Genomic DNA, 14173 nt, shown 5'->3' on the forward strand with positions numbered 1-14173 from the left:
GTCATATGTCGAGACAGGATCGTCCGAATAGTGGGATCAAAGGCCCCTGGGCGGCCGCCGCGCCGCCCCGGGTGCCCGCCGTGCGGCCCGTCCTTCTGCGGATCGGACCGCGCCGTCTCACGATCCGGCCACCACCACGTTCGTACCGCCCAGCGTGAGGTGCACACCGGCCTCGTCCGAGGTCAGGGACGAGAGCTGGAGTCCGGCCGGCATGCCGCTGTCGAGATTGCGGTCGAAGTCGGTCTTCTTGCGGATCAGCTTCTCGACCCCGGGAACGCTCCCGCCCGGCACCTCGTCGGCGCGCACGCGGACGATCTTGCCGCCCTTTCCGCCGGGCGCGTCCTCCAGGGTGACGGTCGACACCACGCTGTGCGTCAGGGTCTTGCCGAGGAGGTCCACCGCCGCGGTGACCTTCACCTTGCCCGGCGCCCCGCCGTAGGAGAGGGTCGCGCCGGTCTGCGAGGCCGCCGTCAGGTCGGCGTACGTGATCAGCGCCGTGCCCTCGGCCCGCGCGGCGGTGCCGCCGCTGTAGTCACCGTTCAGCTTCACGCCGCGAAAGCTCGCGTCCAGCTCCGAGAGCCGCGTCCTGCGGTCCTCGGCGGTGATCTCGACGCCCCGCAGCTTGAGGTCGACCCGGTCGAGATCGCGGTTGAGCACCTGGGTCAGGAAGGGGAAGCCGTGGACCTCCACCTCCGAGGAACCGGCCAGGCCCTGCCGCGCCTGTATTCGGTCGGCCAGCCGGTTCTCGACGTAGCTCGCGGCCCAGCGGTCCACGCCCACGAACAGGCCCCCGAGAACCACTCCGATGATCACAACGACGCGCAGGAAACGCACGTTCCCTCCCCCTACTAGTCGGTACGTGCGGTCTAGTTGACCATGCCCGCCGTCAGGCAGGGATCAGCCCACCACCCGGCCGATCAGGTACACGGCGGGGGCGGCCGCCGCGAGCGGCAGGGCCACACCGGCCGTCATGTGCACGAACTTCGACGGGTAGTCGTACGCCGCGACGCGCAGGCCGACCAGCGCGCACACCCCGGCGACGAGGCCGATCAGCGCCCCGCCCGTACCGACCGAGGTCAGCCCGCCGACCGCGATGCCGGCGCCGGTGGCCGCGGCCAGCGAGACGCCGACCGAGGGAGCGGTGGGCAGCGGCAGCGCCCGGGCGAAGACGGCGACCGCGACGGCCGCGGCGCCGACCGTGGCGGCGGCGGAGTCGGCCGCGAGATAGCCGGCGCAGATGATGGCGAGGGCGGCCGAGGCCACCGAGGCCATCAGCCCGTACATCCGCTCGTCGGGATCGGCGTGGCTGCGCAGCTGCAGGACGAGCGTGAGCAGCACCCAGGCGCCCAGGGTCCCGACGATCGCGCCGGGCCCGTACGAGGGGTCGACGGCGAGCACGGCCGCGTCGGCGGCGACGGCTCCGGCGAAGGCGAGGGCGATGCCCTGGCGGGCGGGCCACATGCCGTTGAGCCGGAACCAGCCGGCAGCCGTGAGGCCCTGCAGGGCGATCAGCGGCAGGAGCAGGGCGTACTGCCCGACGGCGGCGGCCACGGCGAGCAGCAGCCCGAGAACGGCGGTCAGTATGGCGGACTGCGGGCCGGGGTCGATGATCGGCGACCGGCCCTCGGCGCGCGCCTGGGCCGGGTCGACGGCGCGCAGGGTGTTGCCGGCGAGGGTGGGCGGGGACCAGGAGGTGATCTCCAGCGGCTCACCCGGGGCCTCGGCCGGGTCCTCGCCCGCGGCGGCGGCCGGCTGCGGCGGGAGGTAGGCGGTCCGCTCGGCGGCGGACTCGTCGGCCACCGGCGGCTTCCGGTGCTGCCGGGGCTGGGACTGCGGCTGCGGCTGCGGCTGCGGCTGGGACTGGGGCTGCGGGTCGTGCTCGGGGCCGGGGTACGGCGGCAGGTAGGCCGTCTCGGCGCCCTGCGGCCAGTCCTGGACCGGAGCCGGGGCGGGGGCCGGTGCGGGAGCCTGGGCCGGGGCCTCGTCGCGGAACCAGCCCTCCGGAGCGACCGGCTGCTGCTGCGGCTGCTGCTCGGGGCCGGGGTACGGCGGCAGGTAGGCCGTCTCGGCGCCCTGCGGCCAGCCCTGCACGGGAGCCGGAGCGGGAGCCGGAGCGGGAGCCGGGGCCTGGACCTCGTCGCGGTACCAGCTCTCCGGCCCCGCCGGCTGCTGCGGGTACGGGTCGGGCGTCGGCGCCTGGGCGGGGGCGTAGCCACCGGCGGCGGAGGCGGAGCCGTCCGGCCAGGGGCCCGGGGCGGCGGGGGCCGCCGGGGCCTCCTCACGGAACCAGCCCTCGGGCGCCACCGGCTGCCCGGGCACCGCGCCCAGCGGCGGATGCACCGGCTGGTAGCTGGTGTCCCAGGTGTCGGACTGCCAGGTCTGGGTCCCGTACGGATCCTGCTGCTGTTCCTGCGGCTGGTGCTGTTCCTGCTGCTGCTGTTGGTGCTGCTGCTGCGCGTACTGCCGGCGCTGCTGTTCCTCAGGCGTACTCATCGGCTCCCGCTCACCCGCCCGCGAACGGCGGGAGCACCTCGACGGTGCCCCCCTCGGTCAGCGGGACGGAATCATGCGGGCGCTTGCCCACAGGCTCGTCGTTCACGAGGAAGGAGCAGCGCAGCAGGACCCGGGTCAGCTCACCCGGGTGGCGCTCCCGCACGGCGTCGAGCGCCTCGGCGAGTGTGCCCGCCGAGTACGGCTCCTCCGCCGTCTTGGCCGCGGCCTTGGCCGCCGCCCAGTAGCGGATGGTTCCGGTTGCCACTGCAGCTCCTATCGTCGGCTCTCTACCGTCGGCCTCCATGATGGCCCCTCCCGCTGCCGACCCCCGCGTGCCCCGACGCGCCGGGTGTGCGCCCGCCGGCCCCGAGGTACCGCTCGGCGGGCCCCCGATCCGGTGAAACCTGGGCTCATGCAGGGCCGGAGCGTGGCATGAACCACAGAAGTGGAAGCGGAAGAAGCCTCTGCCACGCATCGACGGGTGGGCTATTCTGCTTGGCGAGAGGATCCGGGCAACGTTGCCCCCGGGTCCTTTTGTGCTTTCAGCACGTTGAACGAACCGAGAACAGTGGTATCCATGCGGACCCCAGGGCGCGGGGCCGCGGGGACGCCGGGCACAACGTACGAAGCAGTACCGCGCATGTCCTCGACGGGACCGAGGAGGAACCGACGTGATGGACCAGCGAACCGTGCACCACCGTCCGACCCGGGCGGGTGGTCGGTCGTGAGCTCACTCCTGCTGCTCACCAACGCCCTGCAGCCGTCCACCGAGGTGCTGCCCGCCCTCGGCCTGCTGCTGCACAACGTCCGGGTCGCCCCGGCCGAGGGCCCCGCCCTGGTGGACACCCCGGGAGCCGATGTCATCCTCGTGGACGGCCGCCGCGACCTGCCGCAGGTGCGGTCGCTGTGCCAGCTCCTGCGCTCCACCGGACCCGGCTGTCCGCTGATCCTGGTCGTCACCGAGGGCGGCCTGGCGGCCGTCACCGCCGACTGGGGCATCGACGACGTCCTGCTGGACACCGCGGGCCCGGCCGAGGTCGAGGCGCGGCTGCGGCTGGCCACCGGCCGCCAGCAGCTGGGCTCGGACGACTCCCCGATGGAGATCCGCAACGGCGACCTGTCGGTGGACGAGGCCACGTACTCCGCCAAGCTCAAGGGGCGCGTGCTGGACCTCACCTTCAAGGAGTTCGAGCTGCTCAAGTACCTCGCCCAGCACCCGGGCCGGGTCTTCACCCGCGCCCAGCTGCTGCAGGAGGTCTGGGGCTACGACTACTTCGGCGGCACCCGGACCGTCGACGTGCACGTACGGCGGCTGCGCGCCAAGCTCGGCCCCGAGCACGAGTCCCTGATCGGGACGGTCCGCAACGTCGGCTACCGCTTCGTCACGCCGGAGAAGGTCGAGCGTGCGGCGGCGGAAGCCGCGGCCCAGGCGGCCGCCAAGGCAGCGGCCCAGACCGCCGCGCAGCCGGCCCCGGCCGTCACCCGATCGGCCGAAGACGCTGTGAGCATCCACTCGGCCGGACGCCCTGCCCAGAGGTAGGTCACCCCGCGTAGACTGCCGCGCGTGGCCAAGGTGACGCGGGATGACGTTGCACGACTTGCGGGTACGTCTACCGCCGTCGTGAGCTACGTCATCAACAACGGACCCCGGCCGGTTGCCCCGGCCACGCGCGAGCGTGTCCTCGCCGCGATCAAGGACCTGGGCTACCGCCCGGACCGGGTCGCCCAGGCGATGGCTTCGCGGCGCACCGACCTCATAGGCATGATCGTCCCGGACGCCCGGCAGCCCTTCTTCGCGGAGATGGCGCACGCGGTCGAACAGGCCGCCGCCGAGCGCGGGAAGATGGTGCTGGTCGGCAACTCCGACTACCGGGACGAGCGCGAGGTCCACTACCTGCGCGCCTTCCTCGGCATGCGGGTCTCGGGCCTGATCCTCGTCAGCCAGGGCATGAGCGAGCGCGCCGCGTCGGAGATCGAGGCCTGGGACGCCCGGATCGTGCTGCTGCACGAGCGCCCGGAGGCGATCGACGACGTCGCCGTCGTCACCGACGACATCGGCGGCGCCCAGCTCGCCACCCGCCACCTGCTGGAGCACGGGCACGAGTACGTGGCCTGCATCGGCGGCGTCGAGAACACCCCGTCCGTCGGCGACCCGGTGGCCGACCACGTCGAGGGCTGGCGGCGGGCCATGCAGGAGGCCGGCCGTTCGGTCGAGGGCCGGCTCATCGAGGCCCCGTACAACCGCTACGACGCGTACACGGTCGCCCTGGAGGTCCTGGCGCGGCCCGACCGGCCGACGGCCATCTTCTGCGCCACGGACGACCAGGCCATCGGTGTGCTGCGCGCCGCGCGCGAGCTGCGCATCGACGTGCCCGGGGAATTGGCCGTCGCGGGCTTCGACGACGTCAAGGAAGCCGCCCTCACCGACCCGCCGCTGACCACGATCGCCTCGGACCGCCCGGCGATGGCCCGTGCGGCCGTCGACCTGGTCCTGGACGACGGCCTGCGCGTGGCCGGCTCCCGACGGGAACGGCTGAAGCAGTTCCCGTCGGCGCTGGTGATCCGCCGCTCCTGCGGCTGCCGCTGAGCTCAGGTCACGCGTCGAGCGTGCACGGCATCAGCAGGGAGTAGGCGTCCTCGGTGTCGGGGCACAGGAGCACCAGCGGAGCCTTGGGGCCCACGTACTCCAGCAGCATGGCGTCGTCCCCGACGGCGAGCGCGTCGAGGAGGAAGGTGGGGTCGACCCCGACCAGATCCCCGGTGCCGGGCTCGTCCGCCTCGTCGGCGACGGTCACGGTGTCGGTCAGGAGGAGGGCGCACCGTTCACCGTCCTGCCCGACGAGGGCCGTGCGCAGGGTCGGCACGTCCAGCGGGATACGGCGGCCCTCGGGGAGCCGGGTCAGGCGGCGGTAGTCGGGGAACTCCTCGCCCAGGACCCGCCCGGCGACGCGGCGGCCCTGCGTCTCCAGCTCGATCCCGTCCCCGTCCACGGTGAGCACGGCCGGGGAGTCGTCGCTCAGCAGGGCCCGCATGGCGTCCACGAGCGGGGCGGGCACGGTCAGCCGGATCCGCTCGCCGCCGTGGCCGGTGGTCGAGGCGCGGGCCACGGCCATCCGGTAGCGGTCGGTGGCCACGACGTGCAGGTCCGCCTCCTCCACGTCGAAGTGGATCCCGCCGAGCACCGGCAGCTCGGGGTCGGTCCCGGCGGCGAAGCGTACGGCGTCCAGCGCGGCCGCGAACTCCGTGGCGGGCACGGTCAGCCGGGTGGTGGGGGCGGTGGTGGTGGTCATGGTGTTCTCCTTGTGTCCGAGTCGCGCGCGTACCGCGGAGAGCGCGCCGCGCGCATCGGCGAGCTCGCGTTCGAGGCGTCGCAGGTGCCCGTCCAGCAGCCGGGGCACCAGGCCGGTGTCCCCGCCGGACCAGGCCGCCAGCACCAGCCGGATGTCCGCGAGCGGCATCCCCGCCTGCCGCAGCCGGGCCAGCAGCCGGGCCTCGTCGAGCTGTTCGGGGGCGTACCAGCGGTATCCGGTCGCCGGATCCACCCGGGCGGGCGGCAGGACGCCCGCCCGGTCGTAGAAGCGCAGCGCGCTCACGCCCAGCCCGCTGGCGCGGCCCATCTCACCAATGCTGTGCATCTCGCTCTCCACACCCGTGACTCTGGGACCTCCACCAGGTCGAGGGTCAAGGCCGGTTCTCATGTCGCTCGTACCCGGTTCTGTCGGGCTTCTCAGGCCTGACTCAGGAAGCTCTCATGATCGGCGGTCAGAGTCTGTGTCATGACCGACAGCTTCCGCCGCGAAGGCGAGTACCCGCAGGAGAACAGCCCGGCCCCGCACGCGCCGTTCGGCGCGTACCCCGCGGCCGGCGCAGGGGCGGCGGCCTACCCGCCGCCGCCCTCGTACCCGCCCGCCGCACCCGGTTGGCACGAGGCGCACCAGCCGCAGCCGCAGGTCATCCGGGGCGAGACGGTCCCGGCGGGCGCGGGCGGCGCGGGCGAAGGCGGCGGGTACGAGGGCGGCGGGTACGAGGGCGGCGGCTCTCAGGGGCCCGCCCACGCCGCCGCCCCCGCTCCCCGTGCCAAGCGGCCCGTCGCCCTGCTGGCCGCCGTGGCGCTCGCCGCGGCCCTGGTCGGTGGCGGTACGGCGGCCGCCGTCGAGCAGTTGATGGACCGGCAGGCCGGCGGCACCGGCGGGGTCGACGGCACCACCGTCTCGCGGTCCAGCTCCGGCACCGTCGCCGGAGTCGCCGAGCAGGTCAGCCCCTCGGTCGTGCGCATCGACGTCCGTACCGGCTCCGGCCAGGGCACCGGCTCCGGCATCGTCCTGACCGCCGACGGCGAGATCGTCACCAACAACCACGTGGTGAGCGGCGCCGCCGAGGTCCAGGTGACGATGAGCGACGGCAAGAAGTACCCGGCCAAGATCGTGGGCACCGACCCCGCCAAGGACCTGGCGCTGATCAAGCTCCAGGGCGCCTCCGGGCTGAAGCCCGCCACACTCGGCGACTCCGGCGGCGTCAAGGTCGGCGACCAGGTCGTCGCCATCGGCTCCCCCGACGGCCTCACCGGCACCGTCACCAGCGGCATCGTCTCCGCCCTCAACCGCGAGGTGAAGGTGCCGAAGTCGGAGCAGCAGTCCCCGCAGGGCCGGCAGCAGGGCGAGGACAGCTGGCCGTTCTCCTTCGGCGGCCGCCAGTTCAACGGGAACACCGGCTCCGACACCACCTCGTACAAGGCCCTCCAGACGGACGCCTCCCTCAACCCGGGCAACTCCGGCGGCGCCCTCGTCGACATGAACGGCCGGATCGTGGGCATGCCCTCCGCGATCTACTCCCCCGCCTCCGGCAACGCGGCCGCCGGCAGCGTCGGCCTCGGCTTCGCCATCCCCGTCGACACGATCAAGGCCGACCTGGACTCCCTGCGCAAGGGCGGCCCCGGCGGCGCGGGCTCCTCCGACACCGACCCCGACTCCGGCTCCGGCTCCGGCTCCGCCGCGGACGGCTTCGGCACCAGCTTCTGACCCACCCGTGCGAGGCTGGAGGCGCCGTCCCGTGCCGCACTCCACGGCCGACCACCACCTCCGGGAGACCCATCCATGAACCCCGCCGAAGGCGAAGCGCGGATCCTCGTCGTCGACGACGAACCGGCCGTACGCGAGGCCCTGCGCCGCAGTCTCGCCTTCGAGGGGTACGCCGTGCAGACGGCCGTCGACGGGCTCGACGCCCTCGACCGGGCGGCCTCGTACGCCCCCGACCTGATCGTCCTGGACATCCAGATGCCCCGGATGGACGGGCTGACGGCCGCCCGCCGGCTGCGGGCCTCCGGCAGCGTGACGCCGATCCTGATGCTCACCGCCCGCGACACCGTCGGCGACCGCGTCACCGGCCTCGACGCGGGCGCCGACGACTACCTCGTCAAGCCGTTCGAACTCGACGAGCTCTTCGCCCGGGTCCGCGCCCTGCTGCGCCGCAGCTCCTACGCCGCCCCGCAGGCGGTGGGCGAGAGCCACGAGGACGCCCTGACCTTCGCCGACCTGCGCATGGACCTCGCGACCCGCGAGGTCACCCGGGCCGGGCGGCCGGTGGAGCTGACCCGGACCGAGTTCACCCTGTTGGAGATGTTCCTCGCGCACCCCCGCCAGGTCCTGACCCGCGAGCAGATCCTCAAGACCGTCTGGGGCTTCGACTTCGAGCCCAGCTCCAACTCCCTGGACGTGTACGTGATGTACCTGCGCCGCAAGACCGAGGCGGGCGGCGAGCCGCGCCTGGTCCACACCGTGCGCGGGGTCGGCTACGCCCTGCGCGCCGGCGAGAGCGGGCCGGAGTGAGCCCTACGGCCAGATTCCGCGCGCTGCCGCTGCGCTCCCGCCTCGCCCTGCTGGTCACGGTGGCGGTGGCGCTCGCGGTCGCGGGCGTGGCGGGGGTGTCCTGGGTGATGGTCCGCACCCAGCTGAGCGAACAGCTGGACAGCTCGTTGCGCGCCACCGATGCCGCGGCCCAGGCCAACCAGGTCTACGCCAAGCTGCGCTGCGTCCCCGGTCCGCCCCTGCCGGACCAGGCGGCCAACAACCTCAGCGCCCAGGTGCAGATCGTGCTGCAGGACGGCGGCCACTGCTGGGTCGACGGCAACAACACCCTGAAGGTCACCGCGATCGACCTGGAGGTCGCCCAGCGGCGCCGGGGCCCCGTGCTCTACGACGCGACCACCTCCAACGGCATCCCGGTCCGCGTCTACACGCAGCCCGCCCTCGTGGGCAGTCAGCCCGCCGCGCTGTCCGTGGCCAAGCCGCTCGCCGACATCGACAAGCCCCTGTCCACCCTGGCCTGGGTGCTGCTCCTGGTCTGCGGCATCGGGGTCGTCGGCGCGGGCGCCGCCGGCCTGTGGGTGGCCCGTACGGGACTGCAGCCGGTCGACGAACTGACCGACGCCGTCGAGCACATCGCCCGGACCGAGGACCTGACCGTACGGATCCCCGACGAGGGGGACGACGAGATCGCCCGCCTGTCGCGGTCCTTCAACTCGATGACGGCGGCCCTCGCCTCCTCCCAGGAGCGGCAGGCCCAACTGATCGCGGACGCCGGCCACGAGCTGCGCACCCCGCTGACCTCGTTGCGCACCAACATCGAGCTGCTCGCCCGCAGCGAGGAGACCGGCCGGGCCATCCCGCCCGACGACCGGCGGGAGCTGTTGGCCTCGGTCAAGGCGCAGATGACGGAGCTGGCCTCCCTGATCGGCGACCTGCAGGAGCTGTCCCGGCCGGACGCGGCCTCCCCCGGCCCGCTCGGAGTGGTCGCCCTGCACGAGATCGCCAGGGCCGCGCTGTCCCGGGCCCGGCTGCGGGGTCCGGAGCTCCGCTTCGACTCGGACCTGCGGCCCTGGTACGTCCGGGGCGAGGCGGCGGCGCTGGAGCGGGCAATCGTCAACGTCCTGGACAACGCGGTGAAGTTCAGCCCGCCGGGCGGCACCGTCGAGGTGTCGCTGCGGGCGGGCCGGCTGACCGTACGGGACCACGGTCCGGGCATCCCGGCCGAGGACCTGCCGCACGTCTTCGAGCGGTTCTGGCGGTCCGAGTCGGCCCGCGCCCTGCCCGGCAGCGGGCTGGGCCTGTCGATCGTGGCCCGTACGGCGGCGCGTGCGGGCGGCAGCGCCGAGCTGCGGGCGGCGGCCGACGGGGGCCCGGGCACGGAGGCGGTGCTCCACATCCCGGGGGCGCCGACGCCGCCGCCGTCCGATCCGTCAGTTGTGCCGGATCAGTGAGGTGACCAGGCCGGAGCGGGTGTTCGGGAAGTCCATGGGGACGATGCCGAGCCCGGTCCGGCCGGCCATCTCCCCGCCGTCGACGAAGCCGTGGACCTGCGGGTTCAGGCGGTCGGAGTTCCAGCGCGGGGGCATGTAGGCGGCGGTGCTGACGTAGTTGACGAAGAGCTTGCCGGGCTGCTGGACGGCCTTGCGGAAGTGGTTCTCGATCCGGCCGCGCTTGGCGAAGGGCTCCGTGTTGTAGTCGTCCTGGATGTCGAAGACGTTGCCGTCGCCGTAGCGCAGGCCCGGCAGGCCGCCGTTGTCGGCGAGCAGGACCACCTTGCCGCGGGCCTGTCCGAGGGTGGGCAGGGAGTCGGCGATCCGGAACAGGGGCCGCCAGCCGCGGTTGTTCAGGTAGTCGTCGAAGACGGCGCGGAAGGTGGCGTCGCTCTCCCCGGAGTACTCCTGCTTGACGCGCATCAGGACCGTCTCGGAAGGGTGCGCGGCGAGGAAGTTCCAGCAGGCGACGAGGACGTCCCCGAACATCAGGTCCTGGAAGAACGCCGCGTGGTGGATGGCGAAGGAGCCGCCGGTGACCCGGCAGCGGATGTCGAGGAAGCGGATCCCCGAGTCGAGCTGCTGGGCGATCGAGGTGTTCTGGCAGGCGACGTAGAGGCCGCCCTTGGTGGCGCCGGAGTCATGGGTGCCGGGGATGGTCATGCGCTGGAGGGCGGTGGAGTCGCCGAGGCCGGCCATCCAGTCCTGGGTGCCGAGCGTCGCGGCCGAGGCGGGTGCGGCGCCCAGTCCGAGGGCAGCGCCCGCGGCCAGTGCTCCGACCAGGAACGCCCGCCGGTCCACGCCCGTGCTCGTGCCCGCGCCCGTACCCGAGCTCGTGCCGATGCCCATGCCGATGCCCATGTCCGCCCCTTCGCCGACCCGATGATGGCCGGATTATGGCGTGCACACGTCAGCTTTGCTACCTGTCGGTAGGGGTCAGCTTTCGAGCAACTCGACCATGGAGCGCAGTCCTTGGAGCAGCTCGCGCCCGTCGGGCGCCTGCTCCGGATCGGTCAGGGTCTGCACCATCACCCCGCTGAGCAGCGCGATGTGCATCGACCCGAGAGCCCGTACGTCCTCCTCGGAGACCTCCTGCGGCGGCACCCCGCGCAGGGCCGCGGCCACCATCCGGCGATTGCGGCGCTGCCCCTCGGCGAGGATCGCGAGCAGCTCGGGCGAGGACTGCGCGTGGACGAAGGCCTCGACGGACGCCAGCCAGAGCCAGCGCATCTCGCCGAAGTCGCGGATCTTGCGGTCCCAGGTGTCGGCGTAGCGCTCCCCGGCGGTCTCCCCCTCACCGGTGAGTCGACCGGCTCCCGCGGCCCACTCCTCCATGGCGGCGAACAGCGCCTGGTTGAGAAGGGCCTCCCGGGACCCGAAGTGATAGCCGATCGCGGCCATGCTCACCCCCGAGGCCGTGGCGATGTCGCGCACGGTCGTGCGCAGATAGCCCTTCTCCTCCAGGCAGTGCCGGGCTCCGGCCAGCAGGTCCTCGCGATTTCCCATGCGGGGATCGTAGCCGCGCCCCCTCTTGGGCAAGCGCGCAAGACGAACGTATTGCGCGCTTGCCCAAATCCTGGCAGGCTGCAGCCATCGGCAGATCGACAAAGATCGACGAAACGGGGAGGACCACCATGCAGCGCCACGAGATGAAGATCGACGACCGCACCCTGTCCTACGTGGACTTCGGCGGCACGGGCCGCCCACTCCTCGCCCTGCACGGCGGCATGTCCGAAGCCCTCGCCTTCACCGGCCTCGCCGCCGCCCTCGGCGACGCCTGGCGGGTCATCGCCCCCGACCAGCGCGGCCACGGGGACTCCGACCGCGCGCCCGATCACCACCGCGAGGGCTACGTACGCGACGCCGTCGCCCTCCTCGACCACCTGGGCATCGACACCCCGGTGCCGCTCCTCGGCCACTCCCTCGGCGGCCTCAACGCCTGCCACCTCGCCGCCACCCACCCCGACCGGATCTCCGCGCTCATCGACGTCGACGCCACCGTCGAGATCCGCATCCCCACCGGACAGAACTGGTGGGACTTCCTGGGCGGCCTCCCCTACACCGCCCCCACCCGCGAGGAACTCCTCGCCGCCGCCGGACCGGCCGCGCCCTTCGTCGCCGACGGACTGCGCCCCCTGACCGACGGCACCGGATGGCGCCTGGCCTACCACCCGCAGGACATGCTCGACTCCATCCACGCCTGCGAGGGCGACCACTGGGGCACCTGGCTCGCGAGCACCTGCCCGGCCCTGCTGATCCACGGCACCGACAGCCAGGCGCTCACGCAGCCCATGGCCGACGCGATGGTCGCCCGGCGCCCGAAGACCTCGTACGCGCCCCTCGACGGCGACCACTTCGTGCCGTTCACGAACCCGGACGGCTTCCACACCGCGGTCGGGACGTTCCTGGCCACCCTCTGATCCGTCCTCCCCGCGCCACGGGGGTGCACGGGGAAAAGCCGAAGGGGCGGCGGGCCCATGGCCCGCCGCCCCTCCAGGGCTACCGCACGCGGTGTTACTTGATGACGGTGATCCGGTTCGCCGCCGGCGGGACGATCGGGGCCGCCGCCGAGGAGTTCTTCGTCAGGTAGGCGTTGAAGCAGTCCAGGTCGGACGCGCCCACGAGCTTGTTCTTGTGCTCCTTCAGGACGGTGAAGCCGTCACCGCCGCCCGCGAGGAACTCGTTCATCGCGACCCGGTAGGTCTTCGCCAGGTCGAGCGGCACGCCGTTCAGCTTCACCGAGTCCACGACGACGCGGTCCGCGCCCGCCTTCGTCATGTCCAGGGTGTAGGTGAAGCCCTTCGACACCTGCAGGATCTTCGGGTTCGCCCCGTTGACCGGGCCGCTGACCTGCTGCTGGAGCGCGGTGATCAGCTGCGCGCCGGTCAGGTCCACGATGTTCATCATGTTGGTGAAGGGCTGGACCGTGAAGGACTCGCCGTACGTCACCACACCGTCGCCCTCGTCACCCGAGGCCTTGTAGGCGAGGTCCGAGCGGATGCCGCCCGGGTTCATGACGGCCAGCTGCGCGCCGCCCTTGTCCGCCGGGGCGAGCGCTTCGAGCTGCGCGTCGGCGATCAGGTCGCCCAGCGGCTTCTCGGGCGCCTCGGAACCGCGGCCGGGGATGTCGGCCGAGATGAAGCCCTGCGGACGGTTGGCGATCGGGGCCGCCAGCGCCTTCCAACGGTCGATCAGCTCGGTCATGTCCGGGGCCTTCGGCTGCTCCCGGCCCACGATCTTGTTCACCGGCTTCGGCGAGGTGATCGGCGTACGGACGATGTCCTTGGTCTGCCGGTCGTAGGTGAGGGTGGTGTCGGTGAACAGGCGGCCGATGGAGGCGGCCGAGGTCACCGTGCGCGGGTTGCCCGCCGGGTCCGGGATGTTGCAGGCGTAGGCCTGGTGCGTGTGACCGGTGACCAGCGCGTCGACCTTGGAGTCCACGTTCTTGGCGATGTCCACGATCGCGCCCGAGATGCCGGCGCCGGCGCCCGGGACGTCACAGTCGTAGTTGTACGCGCCGTTGGCGGGCAGGCCGCCCTCGTGGATCAGCGCCACGATCGACTTCACGCCCTGCTTGTTCAGCTCGGCGGCGTACTTGTTGATCGTCTCGACCTCGTCGCCGAACTTGAGGCCCTTGACCCCCTCGGCGGTCACGACGTCCGGAGTGCCCTCCAGGGTGACGCCGATGAAGCCGATCTTCACGTCCCCCTTCTTCCAGATGTAGGTGGGCGACATCAGCGGACGCTTGGTCTTCTCGTCCGTGACGTTGGCCGCGAGGTACTGGAATTCGGCGCCGGTGAAGTCCTTGCCGTACTCGAAGCAGCCCTCGACCGGGTGGCAGCCGCCGTAACCCATGCGGCGCAGCTCGGTCTTGCCCTCGTCGAACTCGTGGTTGCCGACGCTGGAGACGTCCAGGCCGATCTTGTTCAGCGCCTCGATGCTCGGCTCGTCGTGGAAGAGCCCGGACAGCATCGGGCTGCCGCCGATCATGTCACCGGCCGCGGCCGTGACGGAGTACTCGTGGCCCTTGCGGGCCTCGCGCAGGCTGGTCGCCAGGTACTCGACACCACCCGCGGGTATGGCCTTGGTGGTGCCGTCGGCCTGACGCTCGGTCACGGTGCCGGAGGAGCCCTGCGGGGGCTCCAGGGTGCCGTGGAAGTCGTTGAACGACAGCATCTGTACATCGACGGTCCGGCTCTTGGCCGCACCGCCACCACTCGCGGCACCGGCCGGAAGTGCGGCCGCGACCATCGCTCCGGCCCCGGCCGTGACGGCGAGAGCGGTGAGGGTCAACCGGCGGGTTCGGCGGTGCCGTTGTGGCGTCGCTGACATTTAGTCCCCTTATGTGACAGCGGTAAGACTTGGGAGGTCCGCCGAAGCCTAAGG

Annotated in this window: 13 protein-coding genes; 6 read left to right on the top strand and 7 right to left on the bottom strand. The window is 72.6% G+C overall.

Annotation, left to right across the window (positions count from 1 at the left end):
- Positions 1-117 precede the first annotated feature (117 nt).
- The 3 genes from OG624_RS19230 to OG624_RS19240 form a co-directional block, all read right to left on the bottom strand.
- On the bottom strand, positions 118-834 hold the full coding sequence (locus OG624_RS19230; protein ID WP_033225904.1) for an LmeA family phospholipid-binding protein: 717 nt from the start codon (positions 832-834) through the stop codon (positions 118-120).
- A 63-nt stretch (positions 835-897) separates the two neighbouring features.
- Positions 898-2493 (bottom strand): hypothetical protein, encoded by a 1596-nt coding sequence (locus OG624_RS19235; protein ID WP_371639629.1) that lies wholly within the window; start codon positions 2491-2493, stop codon positions 898-900.
- Positions 2494-2503: 10 nt separating this feature from the next.
- A complete protein-coding gene (locus OG624_RS19240) occupies positions 2504-2758 on the bottom strand; it encodes a MoaD/ThiS family protein (protein WP_030387258.1) in 255 nt (84 codons plus the stop codon).
- 459 nt (positions 2759-3217) lie between these two features.
- Between OG624_RS19240 and OG624_RS19245 the strand changes: the two genes are divergently transcribed.
- A complete protein-coding gene (locus OG624_RS19245) occupies positions 3218-4033 on the top strand; it encodes a response regulator transcription factor (protein ID WP_033225907.1) in 816 nt (271 codons plus the stop codon).
- Between the two features lie 24 nt (positions 4034-4057).
- Positions 4058-5080, top strand: a complete 1023-nt coding sequence (locus OG624_RS19250; RefSeq protein ID WP_030728501.1) for a LacI family DNA-binding transcriptional regulator — start codon at positions 4058-4060, stop codon at positions 5078-5080.
- 7 nt (positions 5081-5087) lie between these two features.
- On the opposite strand, the gene OG624_RS19255 is transcribed toward OG624_RS19250, so the two are convergent.
- Positions 5088-6128, bottom strand: coding sequence for a MerR family transcriptional regulator (locus OG624_RS19255; RefSeq protein ID WP_371639630.1), 1041 nt, complete (start codon positions 6126-6128; stop codon positions 5088-5090).
- 141 nt (positions 6129-6269) lie between these two features.
- On the opposite strand from OG624_RS19255, the gene OG624_RS19260 reads away from it, so the two are divergent.
- The 3 genes from OG624_RS19260 to OG624_RS19270 all read left to right on the top strand — a co-directional run bounded on the left by OG624_RS19260 (position 6270) and on the right by OG624_RS19270 (position 9748).
- Positions 6270-7511 (top strand): S1C family serine protease, encoded by a 1242-nt coding sequence (locus OG624_RS19260; RefSeq protein ID WP_371639631.1) that lies wholly within the window; start codon positions 6270-6272, stop codon positions 7509-7511.
- 75 nt (positions 7512-7586) lie between these two features.
- Entirely contained in the window at positions 7587-8318 is a 732-nt protein-coding gene (locus OG624_RS19265) for a response regulator transcription factor (protein ID WP_033225910.1), read from the top strand.
- Complete coding sequence (locus tag OG624_RS19270; RefSeq protein ID WP_266352356.1) at positions 8315-9748, top strand: sensor histidine kinase; 1434 nt, start codon at positions 8315-8317, stop codon at positions 9746-9748. Before OG624_RS19265 ends, OG624_RS19270 begins: the two co-directional genes overlap by 4 nt.
- Here the strand turns inward: OG624_RS19270 and OG624_RS19275 are convergent.
- Positions 9728-10636 carry a phosphatidylinositol-specific phospholipase C gene (locus OG624_RS19275; RefSeq protein WP_051763902.1) on the bottom strand — a complete coding sequence of 303 codons (909 nt, stop codon included), beginning with the start codon at positions 10634-10636 and terminating at the stop codon, positions 9728-9730. The two genes, OG624_RS19270 and OG624_RS19275, sit on opposite strands and share 21 nt — an antisense overlap.
- Positions 10637-10723: 87 nt before the next feature.
- The gene (locus OG624_RS19280) at positions 10724-11293 is read right to left on the bottom strand and encodes a TetR/AcrR family transcriptional regulator (protein WP_033225913.1); all 570 of its coding nucleotides are present in this window, start codon (positions 11291-11293) and stop codon (positions 10724-10726) included.
- Between the two features lie 128 nt (positions 11294-11421).
- On the opposite strand from OG624_RS19280, the gene OG624_RS19285 reads away from it, so the two are divergent.
- Positions 11422-12207 carry an alpha/beta fold hydrolase gene (locus OG624_RS19285; protein WP_161294982.1) on the top strand — a complete coding sequence of 262 codons (786 nt, stop codon included), beginning with the start codon at positions 11422-11424 and terminating at the stop codon, positions 12205-12207.
- Positions 12208-12301: 94 nt separating this feature from the next.
- Here the strand turns inward: OG624_RS19285 and OG624_RS19290 are convergent, their stop codons facing one another.
- Complete coding sequence (locus OG624_RS19290) at positions 12302-14119, bottom strand: bifunctional metallophosphatase/5'-nucleotidase (protein ID WP_371639632.1); 1818 nt, start codon at positions 14117-14119, stop codon at positions 12302-12304.
- Between the last annotated feature and the right edge of the window lie 54 nt (positions 14120-14173).

Origin of the sequence: Streptomyces virginiae (assembly GCF_041432505.1) — a bacterium.
Taxonomy (GTDB): Bacteria; Actinomycetota; Actinomycetes; order Streptomycetales; family Streptomycetaceae; genus Streptomyces; species Streptomyces virginiae_A.